Below are 21,948 nucleotides of genomic sequence, written 5' to 3'. Positions count from 1 at the left end.
CACCCCTGACAGGGTTTCAAACCATGTCTGGGATTTAAACGGATAGAGATGAAAAATAAAATTCTTAAAACTATGCTGTACTTTGTTAGCGTATTAGCTGCGATCCTTGTTCTTGCTGTTGCAATACTGTGGATTAAAAGCCCTGGAGTTTCTGAAACTATTACCGATTATAATGGTAACACTGTAGAAGGAAGTGCCTCTGCAATTGAGAAAATTACGCTTGGCGGGCAGGAGCAGTATATCATTATTAGGGGAGTTGACTACACCAAGCCAATCATGCTATTTTTACACGGTGGCCCCGGAAGCCCAGAGTTTGCATTTATAAAGCACTACAACCCCGCGATTGAAAACGATTATGTGATGGTGTACTGGGAGCAAAGAGGGGCAGGAAAATCCTACTCGAAAAATATCCCACCAGAGAGTATGACCCTTGAGCAAATGATTGCCGACACCCGTGAACTCAGCGAGTACCTTGCTAATCGTTTTAATAAAGAAAAGATATTTATAATGGGACACTCCTGGGGCTCACTGCTCGGGATCCTTACTGCGTATAATCATCCCGAGCTTTACTATGCATACTTTGGCATTGGGCAGGTTTGCGACCAGTTCAAAGGCGAGCAAATATCGTACAGCTGGGCTCTTGAACAGGCTAGTGAGCGTAATGACAGTAAGGCTATCAAAACCCTTAATGGCCTCCATTTTCCCGACTCTACAGCAAGTATTGACCAGTGGTTGAAATATTTAATGATGGAACGAAGGTATGTAAATCGTTATGGAGGGGGAACCACAAGAGAAATAACTGGGATGTGGCCTTTGGTAAAACTGGTTATGAATTCGGGTATATATACATTAAGTGAAAAGTTAAATTTTATGAATGCCAGTATGTTCTCTCTAAAGCATTTGTGGTTAGATGTGATACATACAAATCTGTTTAACAAGATTGATAGTATGAGCGTACCTGTTCACATTTTTCAGGGAGTATACGATTATACAACCCCCTACCCCTTGGCAAAAGATTTTTACCAACAGCTTAAAGCTCCCCATAAAGATTTCATTTCATTTGAGAACTCAGCACATAGCCCTATTATGGAGGAACCAGAAAAATTTAACTCAATACTGAAAAGCTTAACCGATAAGTACTAGCCCCAAATCTACTGCAAAAATTGGAGTACTACTATGAATTTTGATACAGCAAATAAGATACTATTTGAAACTTATAACCCACAGCATCACGACAAGGGTACCATTGCCAAGCTGATATTTGAGTCGGATGTAGAGATGAATTCGCTGGTGTATGGTTCTGAACCCATCAAGGTGATAACCGCTTTGCTAAGCACCCCGCAAACATATTTCCTTGTAGAGCACACAACGCTTGCAGTACTCAATAATCGGATTGTAGGTATTGTGGTTGCCTATCCGGTAAGTAAACACGCCGAAATTGACAAGCTAGCAGGACAGGGTATGATGAAATCGATGAACCCAATTGTCTTCATCAGAAAGATGCCGCTTTTCATGAAGATGTCGAAAATGCTAGGAGGAACTATGGAAAACGATGGGCTTTATGTCCACACCATCTGTGTTGATAGCGAGGTGCGAGGTCAAAGCATTGGAAGAAAATTAATTCAGCATCTAAATAATATAAACCCTAAGATGTACCTATATGTGAATGCTAATAACCATGCAGCCATCAGATTCTACGAAAAAAACGGGTTTATTAGAAAACATCATGGCACGATGAGGCATAAAGGTAAGGAGTATGGTGAACTGTTAATGGAACGGAAATAGAATGCACATAAAACAAATAGTTCCTTCATGCAAACAATAATAATATCATATAAAAAATTCTAATTATGGTCTCACATTTTATAAAAACTTCCTTTAGGCAATTCTTGAGCAACAAGTTGTTCACTATTATCAACTTATTTGGGTTAGCCGTATCAATGGCTGTATGCTTTGTAATATTTCTATTTGCATGGCAAGAAGCTAATTTTGATAGATTCCATCAGGATTATCAGAATATTTACAGAATTAATATTGCCATAAACAGTCAAGGGCATAAGGTGGAAATACCTCTTTCCAGTGCTCCAATGGGAGTTGACCTAAACGAAAGGTTTCCCGAAGTGACTGATTTTACAAGGTTGGGGCAAAGCAATGCTACAAAGGTAAATATTAACAATCAATTCTACGAATTTGATAATGTGATGATGGCCGATAGCAACTTTTTTAGCTTCTTCTCCTTTAAACTTCTTGAGGGCGATGCTAGAACTGTTCTTAAAAATCCTAGATCGGTAGTATTAACTCAAAGTTCAGCAGAAGCACTTTTTCCAAATGTCCCATCCCCTATTGGAGAGGTAATAAGGATTAACGATGTGGATGGATGGGAGATAACGGGAATTGCCAATAACCCTCCTGAAAACTCTCACATAGAATTTGATTTTCTCACATCATTATCAACGCTTACAGAGGGTGGCAGAAGCATTGGCACCTGGACAAGCCATATAAGCTACTACACCTACCTGAAGTTAGTTGATGACTTTGATATGAGAGCATTAGATGAGAAAACGGAGGAATTGGCTTTTGAAAACATCAACAAGGAGTTTGAGCCACTTGGAACCACTGTGGCTATTAGTTATGAACCCATTACCAATATTAGGTTGCATAGTGAGTTCAACAACGAGATTAGAGAAACTGGAACTTTCCATAAAGTAAAATGGTTTTCCCTAATTGCAATCTTTTTGCTAATAATTGCGGGGGTTAACTATGTAAATCTAACCATCTCCGTATCGGGTAAGCGAGCAAAAGAAACAGGTTTGAAAAAGGTTTTCGGCGCATCAAGATGGAGAATACGACTGCAATTCCTGTCAGAGACCTTTCTTATTACGGCAATCAGCTTCGTTATGGCGCTGCTTACGGTAGAGCTGGTTCTGCCATTATTCAACAGCTTCTTAGGGGTTAACCTTAGCCTTCTATCTGCTCCGGTATGGTTCTACGTTTCCTCATTTTTTATTTTCAGCATTCTCTTTGGCTTCTTTGCAGGAATATACCCAGCATTTCATATGGCAAGCTTTATTCCCATAAAGATCCTCAAGGGTGAACTTTGGAAAAAATCTAATAAATTCTCCTTACGAAGCGCATTGCTAACGGTTCAGTTCGCTGTATCTATTGGCTTAATAATATCAACGCTGGTTGTTTACATTCAACTAAACTACTTTCAGAACCAAGGCTATGGATTTGACCACACGAATCTCGTGGCAATTAGGGTAACCGGCTCAAACTACAAGCAGGAGGCAGAACTGCTTAAGCAAGAGTTAAGCGCAAACCCTTGGGTAAAAGAGATTACCTTAGCGAGCTCTATCCCCGGGCTATCGCATTCCCGGGAGGGGTTTCTCTTCGAGGGCTCAGAGAACTCACAGATTTCCCACCACCTGCAGGCCGACAGGAACTTTCTTAACACCATATCGAGCACCCTTGCCGAGGGTCGCTATTTTTCAGGAGAGGATGGTATGGAGTTGGAGCATGCCGTGGTTAACCAGGAGTTGGTTCGCCGGGCTGGCTGGCTCGATCCCCTAGGCAAGACTGTTGAAGGCCGCGATGGTCAGTTTCGAATTGTAGGGGTAGTTAAAGATTTTCATCTTGAATCGTTACACGAGCCCGTGCCACCGTTGGTGATAACCGCATTGGGACATGAGCAAGACCATAATCTTTTGTGGGTTCTGATTAACTTTGAGAATCAGTCGCTAAGTGGGGCAGTTTCGGAAACCAGAGTGCTCTGGAATAAAATATTTCCTGAGAAATATTTCTACTACGAAAGTCTCGACAACCTTTTGGGATCGTACTATGACGTTGAACGAAATTTTGGCAAAATGTTTATGTTCTTCTCGGTACTATCAATACTTATTGCAATGTTTGGCGTAATAGGGCTTTCAGCTATGACCGCCCGACAAAGAATGAAGGAAGTTGCGGTCCGCCGAGTGCTTGGCGCAACCGCCTCGGATATTGTTAAAAAGTTCTCTGGTGAATACCTTCTACTTGTTGCCATTGCCTCATTTGCTGCAATTCCTCTCGCTCTGTACTTTATGATTGAATGGTTGGCCAACTTTGCTTACTCAATTGGTTTCCCATATTGGACCACCATAGTGAGTGTTGTAATCATTGGAGTTATAGTTACAGTAATTGTTTTTCTTCAATCGCTTAAGGTGGCATCGAATAACCCAACAATCACCCTGAAATATGAATAGTTAATGGTCTGCTCAATGATTAAAGTTAGACATATTAAACCCCATGAACTTGTTTTCCTAAACGAGATGCTATATCAAGTAATATTTGTCCCAGACGGCGAGCAACAACCATCTGAGGAAATAATTCAGCATCCCGATTTGGTTAAGTACGCTGAAGATTTGGGCCGAGAGGGTGATTGCTGCTTGGTATCGGAACTTGATGGGAATTTGGTGGGTGCCATTTGGACTCGAATATTTTCCAAACAGAATAAAGGGTATGGATATGTTGATTCGCAAACCACAGAACTCTGTATGACGCTATATCCATCCTATAAGCATAAGGGCACTGAGGGCAAAATGATCCAGAAGCAGGAGGCATTAGGCTATAAAAACGTATCACTTAGCGTAGATAAGGCAAACTATGTTCTAAAACTCTACGAGCGATATGGATTTGTGGGGGTTGAATCAACAAATGCTTCCATTACAATGGTTAAGCCATTAGGCGCTTAATAAGTTGCTCATTTTGCAACAGCTATATGCATTAACAAAAAAACACAAACCCTCTAAAACCTTCGATTTTCGAGGGTTTTTCTTTACATAAGTCATATTATACTATCCTAATTTTATACCTTTGTGTACCAAATTTTACTAGTATGCCAATTAGAACTAAACAAAAATCTAATCGACTTAAGTTTTTCGTGGGGCTGGGTTTGGGAATCATTGGGTTCTGCATTCCCCTTGCTGTCACATTCAATGGTCTTTCGTTTGCAGGGCACCTCACCCTGAGCATTTTCCTTATGGCAGCCGTATTCTGGATGTTCGAAACCATCCCCATATACTCCACATCTATGCTGGTAATATTTCTGCAAGTATTACTGCTAAGCCATCAGGGACTGGTATACTCCGATGCCAGCCTCCCCAAAACCTCAATAAAACAATATACCGAAGATACTTGGCTAGTTCCAGTTTCGGCAATTGATGGCAATTCAATTTACATTGCCACGGATAGCAAGAATTATCTTGCCACTGAGGTAAACGTGATAAACCGTGCGGACTGGGTGGAGGTGAAAAGTGAAAAATTGCATCATGACACAAAGGTGGTAACAAATGTTCAGCATAAGCTGGTTGGATACAAGCCAGTTTCATTCTCAGTATTCTTTGGCACCTTAGCAAGCCCAATAGTAATTCTTTTCCTTGGCGGGTTTATGCTCGCTGGGGCATCGGTTAAATATAATCTGGATAAAAACCTCACAAGGGTTCTACTAAAACCCTTCGGCACAAACCCATCGTTTATTATCCTTGGGCTGATGATTGTTACAGCCTCGCTCTCGGCATTTATGAGTAATACAGCTACCACCGCCATGATGATGACAGTAGCCATACCCATTGTGGCCCACGTAGCAAAAGACGATAAGTTCCGCATTATGCTTGCCCTTAGTATTCCAATAGCTGCAAACATTGGCGGAATGACCACACCAATTGGAACGCCTCCAAATGCAATAGTAATAGCCAATCTAAGCCAACAGGGAATAAACATAGCCTTTGGTAGCTGGGTTGCGCTTATGCTACCCCTTGTAATTCTACTGCTGGTTTTAACTTGGGGCACATTAAGGTTGCTATACCCTGCATCAGTTAAGCGGTTCGAACTAACGCTTAAGGGTAACTTTAGCAAAGCACCTCATGCAATTATACTCTACGCCACATTTATTGCAACCGTACTACTATGGTTTACCGAATCGCAGCACGGCATCCCCAGCGCCATGGTGGCTTTTATACCAATTGCGGGCCTAACCATAACTGGAGTTATGAAAAAGGAGGATATCCGATCGCTACCATGGGAGGTACTTTGGTTGGTTGCGGGTGGAATAGCACTAGGGCTAAGTATGGAGAATACTGGCCTGGCTATGTGGTTAGTTTCTAGCATTACCTGGGAGGCGTTCCCACAAATTCTTTTACTGCTGGTATTTGGATTTGTAGCGCTAATGCTCTCCAACTTCTTATCCAATACAGTTACCGCAACATTGTTAATTCCACTTGCTGTTAGTATGGGAGCAACGGGCATCGCAGGCGATGGGTTTAGCCTTATCATTACCAGCCTTGTAATTGGTGCGGCGTGTAATATGGCTATGCTCCTTCCCATATCAACCCCACCCAACGCCATAGCCATGAGCACCGGCTACATAAAAACGCCCGATATGGTTAAGGTTGGATTAATTATTGGACTTGTTGGAATTGTTGCCACACTAATCCTATCGCAACTATACTGGCCATTTATTCTAAACTAAAACCATTATCTTATGACTGATATCTATATAGTTTGTGTTGAGGATGAGCCCCAAGTGCTGGATGTAGTTGTTCGCGACTTAGAGCAACTGGAGGAGGTTTTCCCCATTGAGGTAGCCAACTCGGCCAACGAAGCCCGCAAGCTCATTAATGAGCTGCGCAACGAGGGGCATAGCATTGGGCTAATCCTTTGCGATCACATCATGCCCGGAGACAAGGGTGTTGATCTGCTGATTGAGATGCAAAACGATGAGTTTACCAAAAGCACCCGAAAGGTGCTGCTCACAGGCCAAGCCGGACTTGAAGATACCATTCAGGCGGTGAACAACGCTCGCCTGAATCGATACGTATCGAAACCTTGGAAACATGAACACCTGCTTGATGTAGCCATTGATGAGCTAACCAGCTACGTTATTGAGAATGCCGACAACCTACTTCCCTACATGTCGATGCTGAATCAGGAGCGATTACAGGAAGCCATAAGGGCAAAAGGATTTATTTAATCATCATCGGAACGCACTAACTCACCCTCTGCTATAAATGATGACCAAAAAAAGGCACAACAACCCCAAGGTAATCGAAGAGGCTGGCCGTCCGCTTTACGATAAGGCAACTTTTGTACAGAGCATCAACCAGCTAATACCTGGTTCGCAGCTACTCATAAGCCTAATCAAGACCTTTGCACCCAATGAAACGATCCTTAAGGAGGGAGAACAGAACCAGCACCTTTACGTTGTGCTTGAGGGCGAGGTACAGCAGCAAAAAGAGGGTGAAGACGTTACGGCTGATATTGGATTGCTTGGGCCAGGCGACTTTTGTGGACTACTATCATTCCAAACAGGCGAACCAATTTTCATCACCATAAAGGCTCACTCAAAGGTAAAGACCCTTGCCTTCGACCACGATAGTTTTGATATCTTTTTCACAAAATACCCAGAGATTAGCCGCACGCTGCAGGGGCTTATCTTCTCAAACCTTGCCGAGCGATACCGCAGCGTGGTTGGGCTCCACCTGGAGGTGGCTCACCTTACCAATGAGTTGGAGTTGGAACGCAACCAGTTGCAACGGACCATTACGGAGCTGGAGCGAACAAGGAACGCATACATATCGCAGGAAAAAATGGCCACTTTAGGAGAACTGACTGCTGGACTAGCCCATGAAATAAACAACCCTGCGTCAGCCCTACTAAGATCTGTCGACTACCTATCGGCCAATTTACCGGCCATGTTTAACAAAGCAGCTGGAATTGCAAGTTCAGAATTAGTTCGACTCTTTTTCGAATCGGGTATTAACAGGGATTACTCCGGCACCACGGAACAGCGGGAGCGCATGAAAATGCTTTCGAATAACTTTCCATTTCTTCAACGGGGAAAGCTAAGACTCCTCGCCGAGCTGTCTGCTGAACTCTTGGAGCAGTTAAATCCTTTTGCGAAAAAAGAGTCGCAACAGGAGACCCTAAACCTACTGCTCGACGCATACCAATCTGGAGTATTCCTAAACGGTATAAAGTTATCTACCAGCCGAATTGAGTTTCTGGTGAAAAGCCTAAAGAGCTATAGCCGCCAACCCGGAAAAAGCCCCGAGCGAGCCGATATACGAGTGGGTATTCGTGAAACGCTACAAATTCTTGGGCATAGGCTTAAAAACGTGCAGATAGATGATGACCTACAAGACATCCCACCTGTCAACTGCTTTGTAGGTGAACTTAATCAGGTGTGGACTAACCTGATTATTAATGCCTGCGATGCAATGAACGATAATGGAAATCTTTACCTGTCATGTGGATTGGAGCAAAGCAGTTCCTATGTTTGGATAAAAATTGCCGATAATGGGCCCGGAATTCCCGATAAAATCAAAGAAAAGATTTTTCAGCCCAGCTTCACAACCAAAGCCGGGGGTGGAGACTTTGGCCTGGGTATAGGGCTTACCATAGCGCAGGGTATTATCGAGAAGCACCATGGCACCATAAGCATATCCGATCGTAAGGGTGGTGGCGCTGAGTTTACAATCAGAGTTCCAAGCCACAGCTAGTATCTCGCGCTAGAAAGAATCATAAACGCAGGGTAGCATCCTTTCCTCTTCAAAGAAATCGAGCTGACTCTAATTTAGGTGTACGCCAGCGTACACCACTGTCCTATTTCACTACGATCCCTTACGTAATAAGATGACAAACTGCTACAGCTACACACCCTCAAAACACTACATAACAAACCATTACACTGTATGGCACAGGTTATGATTAGGTTTAATCATAAAAAACCAATTTAAACTAAATGCCATGATACAGATTGAAAATTTAATGAAAGTATTCCGCACCGAAGAGGTTGAAACAACTGCAATCAACGATATATCCATAGAAGTGCAGGATGGTGAATTTGTCGCCATAATGGGACCCTCGGGATGCGGAAAATCGACCCTGCTTAATATTCTTGGGCTACTCGATAACCCCAGCGGTGGAAAGTTCGTTTTTAACGGTATAGATGTTACGAACTTCAGGGAGCGCCATCGCACCACTCTTCGCAAATCGAACATTGGGTTTGTTTTTCAAAGTTTTAACCTAATCGACGAGCTAACCGTTTACCAAAACGTGGAACTTCCCTTGGTATACCAAAAAGTGCCCCCTGCCCAGCGCAAGGAGATGACCGAACGGGCACTTGAGAGAATGGGAATTTCGCACAGGCGCAACCACTTCCCACAGCAACTATCGGGAGGTCAACAGCAACGCGTGGCCATAGCAAGAGCGGTAGTATCGAACCCAAAGGTAATCCTTGCCGATGAACCAACCGGTAACCTCGATTCCAACAATGGAAATGAGGTGATGAACCTGCTAGGTGAACTTAACCGCGAAGGAACCACCATCATTATGGTTACCCACTCTCAAGGCGATGCAGAGCATGCCCATCGAATTATAAACCTACTCGACGGTAAGGTGGTAAGCGAAAAGCAGATTGCCCGTCAACCCAAAATGAAAGAGGAGCTTGCCAGCGCTGTGTAGCACTATAGGTAAATGCATTTAACAAATACGATGGATTTGGCTTTTGAGCCAAATCCATCTTCCACAAAAAAATGGTAATGAAAAATTTTTTATTTGTAACAATTACTGCTTGTTCCATTATGCTTAACGTACATTTAAGCTATGGGCAAGATGACTCGGAAAGGAATAGAGATGTGGTTATCTACTCATTCTTTGTGAATTTTGTTCCCGATGGATTTAACTACCCCCTTATAGGCTTTGTAAACAATGCAATGGGTAATCATAAAGGGGTACACGTTGGCTTTGTTAATACAAACTTCAAAGATTTCGAGGGAATTCAAGTAGGGTTTGTGAATAGCGTGCTGGCGAACACCAAAGGGGCTCAGGTGGGGTTTGTCAACACCTCGCTCAACTCACTAACAGGGATACAAGTAGGATTTGTAAATTTCACCAAATCGGCTTCCAATAGCCCACAAATTGGGTTTGTTAATTCCGCATCAAAGCTAAATGGATTTCAGCTGGGATTTGTAAACTATGTTGATTCATTAGAAAGCGGAATCCCATTGGGATTTGTATCTATTGTTCGTAAGGGTGGCTACAGAGCAGTAGAACTCTTTGCATCGGAGATGCACCCTGTAAACCTTTCGTTCAAAATAGGTGTAAAACCTCTATACACCTTTATTACAGGTTCATACGGCGGCAATGGCGATAGGCTATTTGAATATGGCTTTGGAGTGGGTAGCATAATTGATATCAACAATAAACTGTTTTTTAACCCCGAGATTAAATCGGTAAGTTCACCCAAGTTGTTCAACACACACTACTACAGCTTTACGCCAAAACTTGGTTACGCATTTAACAAACATATTTATATGACAGCAGGGCCATCCATTGTATGGAACTACAATGAGGATTTGCATCCGATGGCAAACCCTACAATCTCGATAGTCGACCATACATTTGGGCATAGCCATAGGCTTATTGTTGGTGCCAGGCTAGCCATTGGGGCAAGATTTTAGTAATGCCAAAACAAACCATAAGCTATGTTTAAAAACCTTCTAATTGTTTCACTCCGTAACCTTAGGCGCCACAAAGGCTATAATTTTTTAAACATACTGGGGCTAACCCTAGCCATCAGCATATCAATGCTAGCCATACTAAAGGTTGATGCTGAGTTTAGCTTCGAAAAATCATTTAAGGATTACCATAGAATAATTAGGATAAATCAAGACATTTTTGTGTCAGATCAGCACATTGAGGCTGCAGTTACTCCAGGCGCTATGGGGCCTGCACTTGTTGAGACATTTCCAGAAGTGGAGATGAGCCTGCGAATGGAAAGGGGTAGTAGTAGCCTTAAATATGGCGATAAAGAGATTGCCCTGGATCGCATTGTTAGGTGTGATACATCCTTCTTCAGCCTTTTTGGGATTGAAGTTATAATAGGAGACAAGAGCAAAGCGCTGCTATCAAGCGAAAGCATTGCCATAAGCGAATCAACTGCCAAGAAAATATTTGGCAATGCAAACCCCTTGGGGCAACCTCTTTTTTACAATGGCACCACACCGGTTGCCGTATCGCTAGTATATAAGGATCTCCCATTGAACTCACACATTAAGGCTGATGCATTGCTGAACCTTGACAAACACTCCTCAGCCCCTCTCGACTCATGGTATGACAGTAGCCTTTTCACCTACATAAAGGTTAAGGACTTGACGAACGTTGAAGCGCTTGAAGAAAAAATCAATGCACTTATGGTGGAGAAAACCGCAGAGATTAGAGAACAAATGGGATGGAAGTCGGATTTCACCCTTATGCCAATTCAAAACATCAGGTTACACTCCAACAGAATTGGCGATACCGGGGGTAGTAGTATTGGCCAAATCATTGCCCTGCTAACAGTTTCGATAATTGTAGTGATACTAGCAGCAGTTAATTACACCAACCTTAGCGTAGCCCTGGCCAATCGGAGGGCATACGAAGTTGGAATGCGCAAGATAAATGGCAGCCCAAAATATTACATTGTACTTCAGTTCCTTATTGAATCTATGCTACTTGCGGTGATCGCCTTTATAATTGCCCTCCCCATTGCCGAATTAGCCATTGAACCATTCGGAAGGCTAACTGGACTTCCGCTCTCTTTCGGCGTACTAAGCAACCTGAAGGTAACCTTGATGTTCTTACTGTTCTCGATTGGGCTTGGAGTTATTGCAGGATTTTACCCTGCCTTTGTGCTGAGCTCATTTAATCCCATTAAGGTGATAAAAAAGGGAAATGGTTTGCTGGGTAAGAAAACTATCTTCCGCAACGTTCTCATTATATCACAATTTGCTGCTGGTCTATCGCTTATAATAATTACATCTATTGTTTATCAGCAAAGGCAATTCTTGGTGAAGCATGCCATGGGTTTCGATAAGGAAAACTCTATTGCCATAAGCACAAGGAGTATGACTGCGGCAACAGATATTAGAGTAATTAAATCGGAGTTAGAAAAGATAAACGGAATTAAGGCCGTTTCAATTACATCCAATAACCCACCTCACGATTTCAGCGCAAGCAATTACATCCCCGAAGGGTCTGCAGACAATGCAACAATGCTTATCCCAAGGTTACGAGGCGATTGCGACTTCATCCGTAGCTTAGGAATTGAGCTGTTAAAAGGACGAGAATTTGACTGCTCACTACCCGGCGATAGTTTGGCTGTTTTGGTAAACGAAACCCTTGTAAAAAGGATGGGTTGGGACGATCCCATAGGCAAGCGGATTTGGAAGAGCCACGATGAGAATGATATTCCCCTTTCGGTAATTGGTGTTGTTAAAGACTTTCATTACGAGTCAATGCATAGTGCTATAAAGCCGTTGCTCATACAGCTCGATACAAAAAATGCGTTTATGCTAATTGTAAGGCTCGAACCGGGAAACCACAATGCAACAATTGAAGGAATAAGGAATAAATGGAAAGAACTTGTTGGTAACGATGAACTTAATTTCACCTTTGTGTCCGACAACTACAACTCACTATACGCATCTGAAGAGGGCATGTCGAAGGGTTTCCTTTTGCTTACCGCTATCGCTATTTGTATTGCATGCCTTGGCCTAGTTGGATTAGCAGCCTATTCCACTAGCCTGCGAGTGAAGGAGATTGGCATTCGCAAGGTAATGGGAGCCAATGTTTTCACCCTTCTAACAATGATATGGTGGAGCTTCATCAAGCTTATTATTATCGCAACGCTTATTGCCTGGCCCATATCGTACTACTTAGCCAACGACTGGTTAAATAACTTTGCGTATCGAATCGATATCAACCCATGGATATTTGTCGGTTCGGCAATTGCTGGTATTGCACTGGCCATAACATCAATAGGGTTTATTACCTATGGAGCTACAAAGCAAGACCCTGTTAAATCGATTAAATACGAGTAGAAATAAACTAAATCATATCAGCATGAAAACAAAAACCATTGTTCTTATCACTCTTTTTGCTCTGGCTTGCACAGGGCTTGCTCTAGGTCAAACCCAAAAAGGAAAGAGGATCTATGACATCTCAGAGGTCGAAACTATTTCGATAAACATTGCATGCCAGCTAGTGGTGGTGCAGGGCAATAAGCCCAACATCGAAATTCTTGGTGAGGAATACTTACTAAAGGAGATTGACACCAATATTAGAAACGGAAAGGCAACCCTTACAAGTGACTGGAAGTGGAGAAGCCGAGAGGATGTGGTGGTTAAGATAGAGATTAGCGACCTGAAACAGCTTAATATTGGCGGCGCTGTTGATATGAAAACAATACGCACCCTTACCCTCCCCGAGTTTAGGATGGTGGTATCGGGTGTAGGCAATATTGAAATGGATCTTACCTCGGACAGCTTTAGGCTTACCTGCAGCGGCGTGTGCAATATGGATGTTAGAGGTTCAACCGAATATCTAAGGATAAGCGTAAGCGGTGTAGGCAATATCAACGCAACCGAGCTTAAAGCTACTAATGCTAAGGTAAGCAATAGCGGGGTAGGTAAGGTAAACGTGCTGGCAACCGAAATGCTCGAGGCCACAGTGTCGGGCATTGGATCGATTCGCTATGCAGGTAACCCAATGGTGAAAGCAAATATTTCTGGCCTCGGCAGCGTAAAAAAATATTAGCCAAAGTCAAAATGTTTTCACCTTGTGATGTTAATAACCACAGAAAAATCGAATAACAGTAAAGCACATTCCAAGCCCAGTCAAGCCTCCAAGGTTATCAACAATTGTTAATAATTGATGTTGATACAGAGTTAATTAATACAACGAAAAAAACTTGCATCTGGGTACTTTTCAGCTATATATTTGTTCTACCAGACGAGAGATAAAAGGCTGCTCAGAAAGGTAAGGAAATGATAATAGCTGCTTAGGTGCAGCATTAAAATTTCATCCAGATTGCAAAATCTGCTTACCCCAGAGCCGAAGTCCAAACCCAAAGGGTTAGCCCAAAGGGCAAGGTCAGTCAAGCCAAGATCGCCTAGCGTTCTTCAAATGATTGAGTCGAAAGCAGCAAGCCAAACAGAGCTTACGCTCTGCTGAGCAAATGCTGAACCCCAAAAAATGTTCGTATGAACAGGCTAGGGGTTGCCTGCCGAGTAAAGGCATTGCCACCAAAAATGGATAGCCCGGAATGTAAGTGGCTCCGCAAGGAAAAGCACAAGAAGAGCTAACCAGAGGCAAAACCAAAGGAAGTAGGTCTTTACCAAACGACACTTCGTCCCGGAAGGAAACTCCTAGGAGCAACCGAAAGGACAGCTCGAAAATCCTACTCTAACCGGTAGGGTTGGGAAAGCCAAGGGCTACTAAGGGAGTATCGCCAGATATTCGCTGTATGCCAGTCGGAATAACCGTAGTCTGGCACTAAATGAAACCTCGGTTTCGGCTAGTGAATGGGAACTGTTCGCGTTGAATGGTTCCCATTACTGTTTTATACCCCCAGCAGCTGCAACCCTCTCTCTTTTCTTGCCGTAATAGTAGATGTATTACCCGAAGATAAAATCTAACCAAATTTCAAAAAAAATTGGTTAAATAAATATTTTTTATCTTTGGGGTCAACACAAACGGCGTATACTAAAATAGCGATGAACTCAACCAGCAGCAAAGAGAGGCAAGCAATAATCAGCGCATACCTTGAGTATTTTGACGCTTACACTCAACGCGACTGGGATAAAATGGTAACCATGTTTGCCCAGGAGTTCACCATGTTTGGCACAGGAATCGACGAACATAGCACCTCCACCACCAATACCCTTTCTTTCTATCAGCGTGAGTTTACTCAGTCACCAAACCCCATTGATTACAATATAACTGGAATTGAGGTGTTCCGTACCAGTCCATCCTCAGCCTACCTAACTGTAACGATGGATATGAAGATCTGGGCAGGGCAAGAGGTTATCGACTGTAAAAACAATCGCTCAACTGTTATCATGGTGAAGGAGGATGAGCGCTGGAAAATAGCACACGGCCACTGGTCGCAACCCGCCGAGGGGCAAGATGTGGGCGATAGCGTACCTTACAAATTGCTTAAGGAACGTAATAAGGAGCTGGAAGAAAAGGTTGTTGACAGAACAAGAGAAATTGAGAAGCAAAATGACGAGCTACGAAACCTTAACGAGACCAAAACCAAACTATTGTCAATTATTGCGCATGACCTAAGAAGCCCCTTCAACGCATTCATGGGGCTAACCGAGGTGATGCTGCTTAACTTTGAGGAGAAACTACATAAACCTGACTACTTTAAGCTCAGGCTCCAACAGATACACGAAAGAGCACAACACCTATATAGCGTAGCCGACAACCTGCTTAACTGGGCCTGGACTCAAACCGATGAGATAAATATTAGTTTGAGCAGTGTTGACATTCAGTCCATTGTAAACAAGCAGGTTTTAGCCCTCGAGGACATTGCCAGAAGTAAAGAAATCCGAGTTGAGCTAGATATTGATAAATACTCACAGGTTTGGACCGATCCTGAAATCCTTGGAATTATTATTCGTAACTTCCTATCTAACGCCCTTAAATATTCGCATAGAGGAAGCAATATAACAATTAGCATACTTCCCAACGAACAGCACACACTTATTACCATTACCGACAAAGGCATTGGAATGGATTCCGAAAAAGTAAATTCCATATTAAACTCCAGCGATTTGGAAAGCCAACTGGGTACTGAGAAGGAAAAAGGGACTGGGCTAGGGCTTCAAATTTGTAGAGAATTAGTAGCCAAGATAAACGGCACGCTATGCATCGATAGCACCCCAAATATAGGCACAAAGGTGTCGATATCATTACCAACCAACAAAAGCTAAAAGATCTACTTCTTATCGCTTACTCCCGCCAACCGTTTTATATCGTTTAGCTTGTTGAGCGCCTCAACGGGGGTAAGGTTGTTAATATCTAGCGAAAGCAGCTGGTCTCGAATCTGCTTAAGCACGGGGTCGTCGAGTTGGAAAATACTTAGCTGGTAACCCTCGCGACTCTTCCCAAGCTCAGCACTTGGCTTGTTCAGCCTCTGATCCTGTGGACTCTTCTCCAGATCGGCAAGTATTTCAGTGGCTCTTTTCACCACGCTGGGTGGCATTCCCGCCATACGAGCCACATGAATACCAAAGCTATGCGCACTACCTCCAGGAACAAGCTTACGCAGGAATATCACCTTGTTATCTAGCTCCTTTATGGATACATTATAGTTTTTTATGCGAGGGAAAGCCCCCTCCATCTCGTTAAGCTCGTGGTAATGTGTGGCAAAAAGAGTTTTGGCCTTGCCGTTGGGATTCTCATGGATATACTCGGTCATTGCCCAGGCAATGGAAATTCCATCGTAGGTAGATGTTCCCCGGCCAATCTCATCGAGTAGCACCAAGCTACGATCCGAGATGTTATTGAGGATGCTAGCAGCCTCATGCATCTCCACCATAAAGGTTGACTCGCCTAGGGATATGTTGTCCGATGCGCCCACACGGGTAAAAATTTTATCGACTAGCCCAATGGTAGCCGCGTTGGCCGGAACGTAGGACCCCATTTGTGCCATAAGCACGATGAGTGCCGTTTGCCTAAGCAAAGCAGACTTACCCGACATATTGGGCCCCGTGATGATGATGATCTGCTGCGCATCGCCATTCAGCAGCACATCGTTCGAGACATACTCCTCTCCTGCAGGCAACATCCGTTCAATTACTGGGTGACGCCCCTCCCTAATATCTATTGCATCGCCCTGATTTACCTTAGGCTTACAGTAACCATACTCAGCTGCCGATGAGGCAAATGACAATAAGCAGTCGAGCTGCGCTACCAGATTGGCATTGAGCTGTATTGAGGCGATATACTCAGTTAAGCTAAAAACCAGCTGCTCAAAAATTTGTTGCTCTATGGCCATAACCTTTTCCTCGGCACCAAGAATCTTTGCCTCATACTCCTTAAGCTCCTCAGTAATGTATCGCTCCGCCGAAACAAGGGTTTGCTTGCGAATCCACTCAGGCGGCACCTTATCCTTGTGCGTATTGCGCACCTCTATGTAGTATCCAAAAACATTATTGAAGCTAACCTTAAGCGACGATATCCCTGTACGCTCCGATTCGCGCTGCTGGAGGTTTAGCAGGTACTCCTTACCCGAGTGCATAATCTCCCTTAACTCATCAAGATCGGCATTCACCCCACTGGCAATTACATTCCCCTTATTTAGCTGCGCCGGTGGATCCTCTACAATCTCGCGCTCAATACGCTCCCGAATACGGGTACAAAGATTAATCTGCTCACCCAACCGCATTAGGGTTGGCTCATCGGACTGCTCGCAGGTTTGCTTAATTGTAACCAAGGCCTCTAAAGCATTCTTAAGGGTTACTATCTCGCGGGGCGAGATACGACCTACTGCTGCTTTGGATATTACCCGCTCCAGATCGCCCATTTCACGAATACCATCGCGTAGCAAATCGGCTTTGTCTATTGAGTTGATGAAGTACTCCACCACATTTAGCCTTTCGGCTATGGGCTTTTCGTCCTTAAGGGGTAGCGAAATCCATTTCTTAAGCAAACGGCTTCCCATGGGCGAAACTGTCTTGTCGATAATATCGACCAATGTTTTGGCTCCCTCATTCACCGAGTAGAATAGCTCAAGGTTACGAATGGTAAACTTATCGAGCCACACGTACTTCTCCTCCTCGATTCGCGAAATGGTGGCAAGATGCTTTGCTTGGCTATGCTGTGTGATATCGAGGTAGTACAGGGCGGCACCAGCGGCAACTATTCCAAGGCTCATTCCGTCAACACCAAACCCCTTAAGGCTAGCGGTTTGAAAATGGTTTACTAACTTCTCCCTAGCCCCCTCCTCATGGTAAGCCCACTCATCGAATTTATAAACATAGTATCGGGTTCCAAAAAAATCAACAAAATCGCGGTACTTCGAGCGTTCAACCAGAACCTCCTTGGGATTAAAGTTGGTAATTAGCTTATCGATGTACTCATAGGAGCCTTCGGCTAGGTAAAACTCGCCTGTTGAAATATCGAGGAATGCCACTCCAGCTGCCCTTTTATCGAGATGAACACAGGCCAGGAAGTTGTTCTCCTTGCGCTCCAGCACGTTATCATTGAACGAAACGCCAGGGGTTACCATTTCGGTAACTCCACGCTTCACAATGGTTTTGGTCATCTTGGGATCCTCGAGCTGCTCACAAATGGCAACTCGTTGCCCCGCCCTAACCAACTTGGGTAGGTAGGTGTCGAGAGCATGATGGGGGAACCCGGCCAGCTCTACAAACGAAGCTGCTCCGTTGGCCCTACGGGTAAGGGTAATGCCTAATATTTCGGCCGCTTTAATGGCATCCTCGCTAAAGGTTTCGTAAAAATCGCCCACTCTAAAAAGCAGAATCGCATCGGGGTGCTTCCGCTTAATGGAGTTATACTGCTTCATTAGGGGCGTTTCAACAATATTTTTGGCTGAAGAACTCAAAATCAGATTATTTTTAATAGAACCCTAAACTAAGCTAGAGCGTATAATTCAAAAGATTTGATAGCACAAATGTAGAAAACAAATTTTGGGTTTAATACTTTTTGCATGCCGCATTTGCTATTTTACCTAAACGTTTAATGTAACAGAAGAGTAGCTATTACTAATTTTCCTACATTTACAGGGTCTACAATCATTATTCATCGTACATATGGGAAACTTTACCAACATAAAATTTAGCATCAGGCTTAATGCTGTGGTAATCGGGCTTAGCATACTTATGGTGCTTGTCCTAGCCCACAAAACCTACACTACACAGGTTGAACGCATAAGAAATGATGCTGATAGCTACTCGTATGAACAGGCGAAAATTTTATCTGTTCACCTAAAACTCATAACAAAATCGGAGGGTAAGCTAAACCCAGAAAACGCCACCAAGCTTTCGTCGCTTCTTCTTCAAAAGAGATATTTGAAAGAAGGATACCCTTTAATTGCTGATGATACAGGTAAAATTGTCTGGGAACCAATCAATTCAAATTCTTCAAATAATATCGAGATTGTTAGAACCATACTTCAGAGCAGAAATAGAACTGCTCTATTAAATGGAAGGGTTGAAAAGATAATGCTCGATAATATTAGCGCCTACGGTTACATTGTGGATAACACCAACCTAGTGAGCATAGTATGTATGCCACACAACGAGGTGGATGGTGAGGTGAGAAAAAAGAAAATTACCATTGTTCTTTTTATACTCCTATACCTATCAATCTTTGTTTTTGTCATCCTCTCATTCACTAAATCGATAACCAAGCCCCTAACAAATGGGTTAGATTTTGCAAAAGGAATTTCAGAGGGCGATTTACATTCGAATTTCTCACTCCACAGAAAAGATGAGATGGGCGAGCTTGCCAATGCGCTTAATTACATGCAGCAAAAAATACTGGAGGTAGTAAAAGAGATTGACCTTGGAGCAAATCAGGTTAGCACAACAGGACAAGAAATATCGTCTTCGGCAAGGGAAGTGTCAAAGTCTGTCGATTTGCAATCGGGTCTGGTTAAAGTTTTAGCCACAACCTATGATGAAATTGCAGACTCGTTTAAACAAGCCTCAAGAGTAGTAAACCAAACAGGCCGCTTGGCTAAGAACACATCTGAAGACTTGAATAGCCTTAAATCCTCATCAGAAAAAAGCCTAGTGGCCATTAAGGAGATTGCCAAAAAAATTGAAGCTGTAAGCCAGATAGCCTTCCAAACCAACCTACTAGCGCTAAACGCTGCAGTGGAAGCCGCCAGAGCAGGCGAACATGGTCGGGGTTTTGCAGTGGTTGCCGCCGAGGTGAAAAAACTAGCCGAGAAAAGCAACATTGCCGCCCAAGAAATCACGGGCTTGGCAAAAAATACCCTATCCACCTCCATAAACTCTGAGGAAGAACTTCTAAGTATTTTACCTACCATAGAGAAAAGCGCCTTGCATATTCAGGAGGTCGTAACTGCTATTGTTGAACTTGAACAAGGTGTTGAACAGATTCAAACGGCAATTCATCAGCTCAGCGATGTTACACATAACAACGCCAACATTGCAGACAGCATTAAGCTTACGGCAGAAGCGCTTGCGAGTAAAACCAAGCAGCTAATCAGCCAAGTATCATTCTTTAAGCACTAAAATAGGTAGAGATATGAAACTACTAGACAATATTAGGATAAGAGCGAAAATGAACCTTGTTATATCGGTCTCAGCCATGCTGCTTATTTTAGCCCTGGCCTACAGTGCATATGTTTTTGAAAAAAATAGAATTGTAAAGGTTGTTGACCAAAGAGCACTATCGAGCTTAGAGTCCATAAATGATATTGTTAAAACCATTGAGACTAAAACAACCCAAGCAAAAAGCCCAGCTGAGGAAATTCATAATGTAATCAAAGATATCGGATTTATTGGGTCAGGTTACTTCTTTGTTGTTGACCTATCCAATTCACTCTCGTATCACCCAAACACCTTGCTGAAAACATTAGATTTTGACTTAGCCCAAACAATAATTGGTAGCGATAAAAACATCCTTAGAAACATAGATACAACAAATGAAAACGGCACCGAGCAAGAAGTAATCTATTACGGAACAAGGGTGTCGCCAACCTCACAAGCATACGTGTTTGCAAAGGTATACACCAACGAGGCTTATGCCGACATAAAAAAAATGGTAACCACTATGCTCGTTTTTTCTCCTCTCGTTTTCAGCATTTTCTTTGTAGTGGTAATCATTTTTAGCAACTCGTTGGTAAAACCTCTTCGAAGAGGCGTGGCCTTCTCCAAGCAAGTGTCGGAGGGCGACCTAACCACAACCATTGGGGCTAAAGGTAACGATGAGATATCGCTGCTTTACAAAGCCTTAACCGCTATGGTAAGAATCATAATGGATGTAGTTAGGGCCATAAAAGACACTTCTAACGAGTTTAATATGCTCAGCAAGGAGGTTAGCTCAGGCTCACAAAGCTTGGGTTCGGGAGCCAATGAGCAAGCTTCAACGGTAGAGGAATTATCATCATCCATAGAAGAGATATCATCGAGCATCGATCAAATTGTGGAAAGTGCCAATAGCACAACTGAACTTAGCGAAACGCTAGCTAAAAGCGTTGCAAGTGTGGGGTTAGCGTATCAACAAAGTGCCAATGAAGTTGAGCAGATTACACAAAAAATCCGTATCATTTCCGATATTGCTGTGCAAACAAACATTCTAGCACTCAATGCAGCCGTAGAAGCAGCCAGAGCAGGTGAATATGGCAAAGGATTTTCCGTAGTTGCAACAGAGGTTAAAAAACTAGCTGATAAAAGTAGGGCAGCTGCCGATGAGATTAGCAAAATATCGGTCAATACTCATAAGGTCACATCGCATGCAAATGGCTTGCTACAAAAACTAATCCCACAGGTTAAGGAAACCGCTTCGCTTGTGAGTGAGGTGCTTGCTCTAACCAAAGGGCAGCAAACTAATATGAGCCAAGTAAATGCTTCGTTACAAGAAATCAACCAAGTAAGCCAAAAGAATGCTGCCTCGGCAGAAGAGCTAAGCGCTGCAGCCGAAATTCTTTCCGATCAAGCGGATGGATTCAACACCCTTACCGGTTACTTTAAGGTATAACCCATCTACTCTGCCGAATAACCTACCGACTGGCATAGCACCACATGCATATGCTCGGGCAGCTTCATTACCTTTTTCAGCTCCTCCTTATCAACAGCACCACGAACCACGGTAGCAAGGGATCAGTTTAAAAAGTTGTGGACTAAGCATAGATTTTAGCCAACCTAAACATAAAAAATGAAGTATCTTTAACTCCTCTCAGGGTTGCTCTAAATGATTTTATTTTAGCATTAAAACTTTCAGCAGAAGCATTTGTGCTTCTGTTATTGAAGAAGTTTAATATTTCAGGATAGTGGGAATATACTGTTGCTGAAATGGTGTTGAAGGATTTAAAACCTGAATCGGTAATTTCATTAAACCACCTAGCAAGCTTTGTGTATGCAACTCCTTTTT

The 21,948-nt window shown here is 43.2% G+C and carries 16 protein-coding genes; 14 read left to right on the top strand and 2 right to left on the bottom strand.

Annotated features, from left to right (window positions below; all coding sequences use genetic code 11):
• The first annotated feature begins 48 nt into the window (after positions 1–48).
• The 12 genes from G8O23_RS10535 (at position 49) to G8O23_RS10480 (ending at position 15,791) form a co-directional block, all read left to right on the top strand.
• Positions 49–1,143, top strand: a complete 1,095-nt coding sequence (locus tag G8O23_RS10535) for an alpha/beta fold hydrolase (protein ID WP_166364582.1) — start codon at positions 49–51, stop codon at positions 1,141–1,143.
• A gap of 33 nt (positions 1,144–1,176) precedes the next feature.
• Complete coding sequence (locus G8O23_RS10530) at positions 1,177–1,785, top strand: GNAT family N-acetyltransferase (protein WP_166364580.1); 609 nt, start codon at positions 1,177–1,179, stop codon at positions 1,783–1,785.
• Between the two features lie 65 nt (positions 1,786–1,850).
• Entirely contained in the window at positions 1,851–4,238 is a 2,388-nt protein-coding gene (locus G8O23_RS10525; RefSeq protein ID WP_166364578.1) for an ABC transporter permease, read from the top strand.
• Between the two features lie 15 nt (positions 4,239–4,253).
• Positions 4,254–4,727, top strand: coding sequence for a GNAT family N-acetyltransferase (locus tag G8O23_RS10520; protein WP_166364576.1), 474 nt, complete (start codon positions 4,254–4,256; stop codon positions 4,725–4,727).
• A 143-nt stretch (positions 4,728–4,870) separates the two neighbouring features.
• Positions 4,871–6,502: an SLC13 family permease gene (locus tag G8O23_RS10515; RefSeq protein WP_219932489.1), complete on the top strand. Its 1,632-nt coding sequence runs from the start codon at positions 4,871–4,873 to the stop codon at positions 6,500–6,502.
• 12 nt (positions 6,503–6,514) lie between these two features.
• Positions 6,515–7,003 (top strand): response regulator, encoded by a 489-nt coding sequence (locus tag G8O23_RS10510; protein ID WP_166364574.1) that lies wholly within the window; start codon positions 6,515–6,517, stop codon positions 7,001–7,003.
• 37 nt (positions 7,004–7,040) lie between these two features.
• Positions 7,041–8,531: an ATP-binding protein gene (locus tag G8O23_RS10505; RefSeq protein WP_166364572.1), complete on the top strand. Its 1,491-nt coding sequence runs from the start codon at positions 7,041–7,043 to the stop codon at positions 8,529–8,531.
• Between the two features lie 247 nt (positions 8,532–8,778).
• The gene (locus G8O23_RS10500; protein WP_166364570.1) at positions 8,779–9,495 is read left to right on the top strand and encodes an ABC transporter ATP-binding protein; all 717 of its coding nucleotides are present in this window, start codon (positions 8,779–8,781) and stop codon (positions 9,493–9,495) included.
• A 77-nt stretch (positions 9,496–9,572) separates the two neighbouring features.
• Positions 9,573–10,493 (top strand): LA_2272 family surface repeat-containing protein, encoded by a 921-nt coding sequence (locus G8O23_RS10495; RefSeq protein ID WP_166364568.1) that lies wholly within the window; start codon positions 9,573–9,575, stop codon positions 10,491–10,493.
• A 24-nt stretch (positions 10,494–10,517) separates the two neighbouring features.
• Positions 10,518–12,893, top strand: a complete 2,376-nt coding sequence (locus tag G8O23_RS10490) for an ABC transporter permease (protein ID WP_166364566.1) — start codon at positions 10,518–10,520, stop codon at positions 12,891–12,893.
• A gap of 22 nt (positions 12,894–12,915) precedes the next feature.
• Positions 12,916–13,608, top strand: coding sequence for a head GIN domain-containing protein (locus G8O23_RS10485; protein WP_166364564.1), 693 nt, complete (start codon positions 12,916–12,918; stop codon positions 13,606–13,608).
• Positions 13,609–14,567: 959 nt separating this feature from the next.
• Complete coding sequence (locus G8O23_RS10480) at positions 14,568–15,791, top strand: ATP-binding protein (RefSeq protein ID WP_166364562.1); 1,224 nt, start codon at positions 14,568–14,570, stop codon at positions 15,789–15,791.
• A 5-nt stretch (positions 15,792–15,796) separates the two neighbouring features.
• On the opposite strand, the gene mutS is transcribed toward G8O23_RS10480, so the two are convergent.
• Positions 15,797–18,388 carry a DNA mismatch repair protein MutS gene (mutS, locus tag G8O23_RS10475; RefSeq protein ID WP_166364668.1) on the bottom strand — a complete coding sequence of 864 codons (2,592 nt, stop codon included), beginning with the start codon at positions 18,386–18,388 and terminating at the stop codon, positions 15,797–15,799.
• Positions 18,389–18,635: 247 nt separating this feature from the next.
• On the opposite strand from mutS, the gene G8O23_RS10470 reads away from it, so the two are divergent.
• Entirely contained in the window at positions 18,636–20,087 is a 1,452-nt protein-coding gene (locus G8O23_RS10470; protein WP_166364560.1) for a methyl-accepting chemotaxis protein, read from the top strand.
• A 13-nt stretch (positions 20,088–20,100) separates the two neighbouring features.
• A complete protein-coding gene (locus tag G8O23_RS10465; protein ID WP_166364558.1) occupies positions 20,101–21,555 on the top strand; it encodes a methyl-accepting chemotaxis protein in 1,455 nt (484 codons plus the stop codon).
• Between the two features lie 142 nt (positions 21,556–21,697).
• Here the strand turns inward: G8O23_RS10465 and G8O23_RS10460 are convergent.
• Positions 21,698–21,948 (bottom strand): transposase (locus tag G8O23_RS10460; protein ID WP_166364556.1); only part of this gene is annotated, 251 nt, incomplete at its 5' end.

The organism is Perlabentimonas gracilis, assembly GCF_011174675.1.
Taxonomy (GTDB): Bacteria; Bacteroidota; Bacteroidia; order Bacteroidales; family Tenuifilaceae; genus Perlabentimonas; species Perlabentimonas gracilis.
The sequence above is the reverse complement of the archived record's forward strand: the minus strand, read 5'-3'. Positions and strand labels throughout refer to the sequence as shown.

What these genes read in the sequence shown, in the direction of transcription:
- G8O23_RS10465 (WP_166364558.1), top strand. Translation starts at nt 20,101, where the DNA reads ATGAAACTACTAGACAATATTAGGATAAGAGCGAAAATGAACCTTGTT.
- G8O23_RS10495 (WP_166364568.1), top strand. Translation starts at nt 9,573, where the DNA reads ATGAAAAATTTTTTATTTGTAACAATTACTGCTTGTTCCATTATGCTT.
- G8O23_RS10500 (WP_166364570.1), top strand. Translation starts at nt 8,779, where the DNA reads ATGATACAGATTGAAAATTTAATGAAAGTATTCCGCACCGAAGAGGTT.
- G8O23_RS10505 (WP_166364572.1), top strand. Translation starts at nt 7,041, where the DNA reads ATGATGACCAAAAAAAGGCACAACAACCCCAAGGTAATCGAAGAGGCT.
- G8O23_RS10480 (WP_166364562.1), top strand. Translation starts at nt 14,568, where the DNA reads ATGAACTCAACCAGCAGCAAAGAGAGGCAAGCAATAATCAGCGCATAC.
- mutS (WP_166364668.1), bottom strand. Translation starts at nt 18,388, where the DNA reads ATGAAGCAGTATAACTCCATTAAGCGGAAGCACCCCGATGCGATTCTG.
- G8O23_RS10530 (WP_166364580.1), top strand. Translation starts at nt 1,177, where the DNA reads ATGAATTTTGATACAGCAAATAAGATACTATTTGAAACTTATAACCCA.
- G8O23_RS10485 (WP_166364564.1), top strand. Translation starts at nt 12,916, where the DNA reads ATGAAAACAAAAACCATTGTTCTTATCACTCTTTTTGCTCTGGCTTGC.
- G8O23_RS10470 (WP_166364560.1), top strand. Translation starts at nt 18,636, where the DNA reads ATGGGAAACTTTACCAACATAAAATTTAGCATCAGGCTTAATGCTGTG.
- G8O23_RS10490 (WP_166364566.1), top strand. Translation starts at nt 10,518, where the DNA reads ATGTTTAAAAACCTTCTAATTGTTTCACTCCGTAACCTTAGGCGCCAC.
- G8O23_RS10515 (WP_219932489.1), top strand. Translation starts at nt 4,871, where the DNA reads ATGCCAATTAGAACTAAACAAAAATCTAATCGACTTAAGTTTTTCGTG.
- G8O23_RS10525 (WP_166364578.1), top strand. Translation starts at nt 1,851, where the DNA reads ATGGTCTCACATTTTATAAAAACTTCCTTTAGGCAATTCTTGAGCAAC.
- G8O23_RS10510 (WP_166364574.1), top strand. Translation starts at nt 6,515, where the DNA reads ATGACTGATATCTATATAGTTTGTGTTGAGGATGAGCCCCAAGTGCTG.
- G8O23_RS10520 (WP_166364576.1), top strand. Translation starts at nt 4,254, where the DNA reads ATGATTAAAGTTAGACATATTAAACCCCATGAACTTGTTTTCCTAAAC.
- G8O23_RS10535 (WP_166364582.1), top strand. Translation starts at nt 49, where the DNA reads ATGAAAAATAAAATTCTTAAAACTATGCTGTACTTTGTTAGCGTATTA.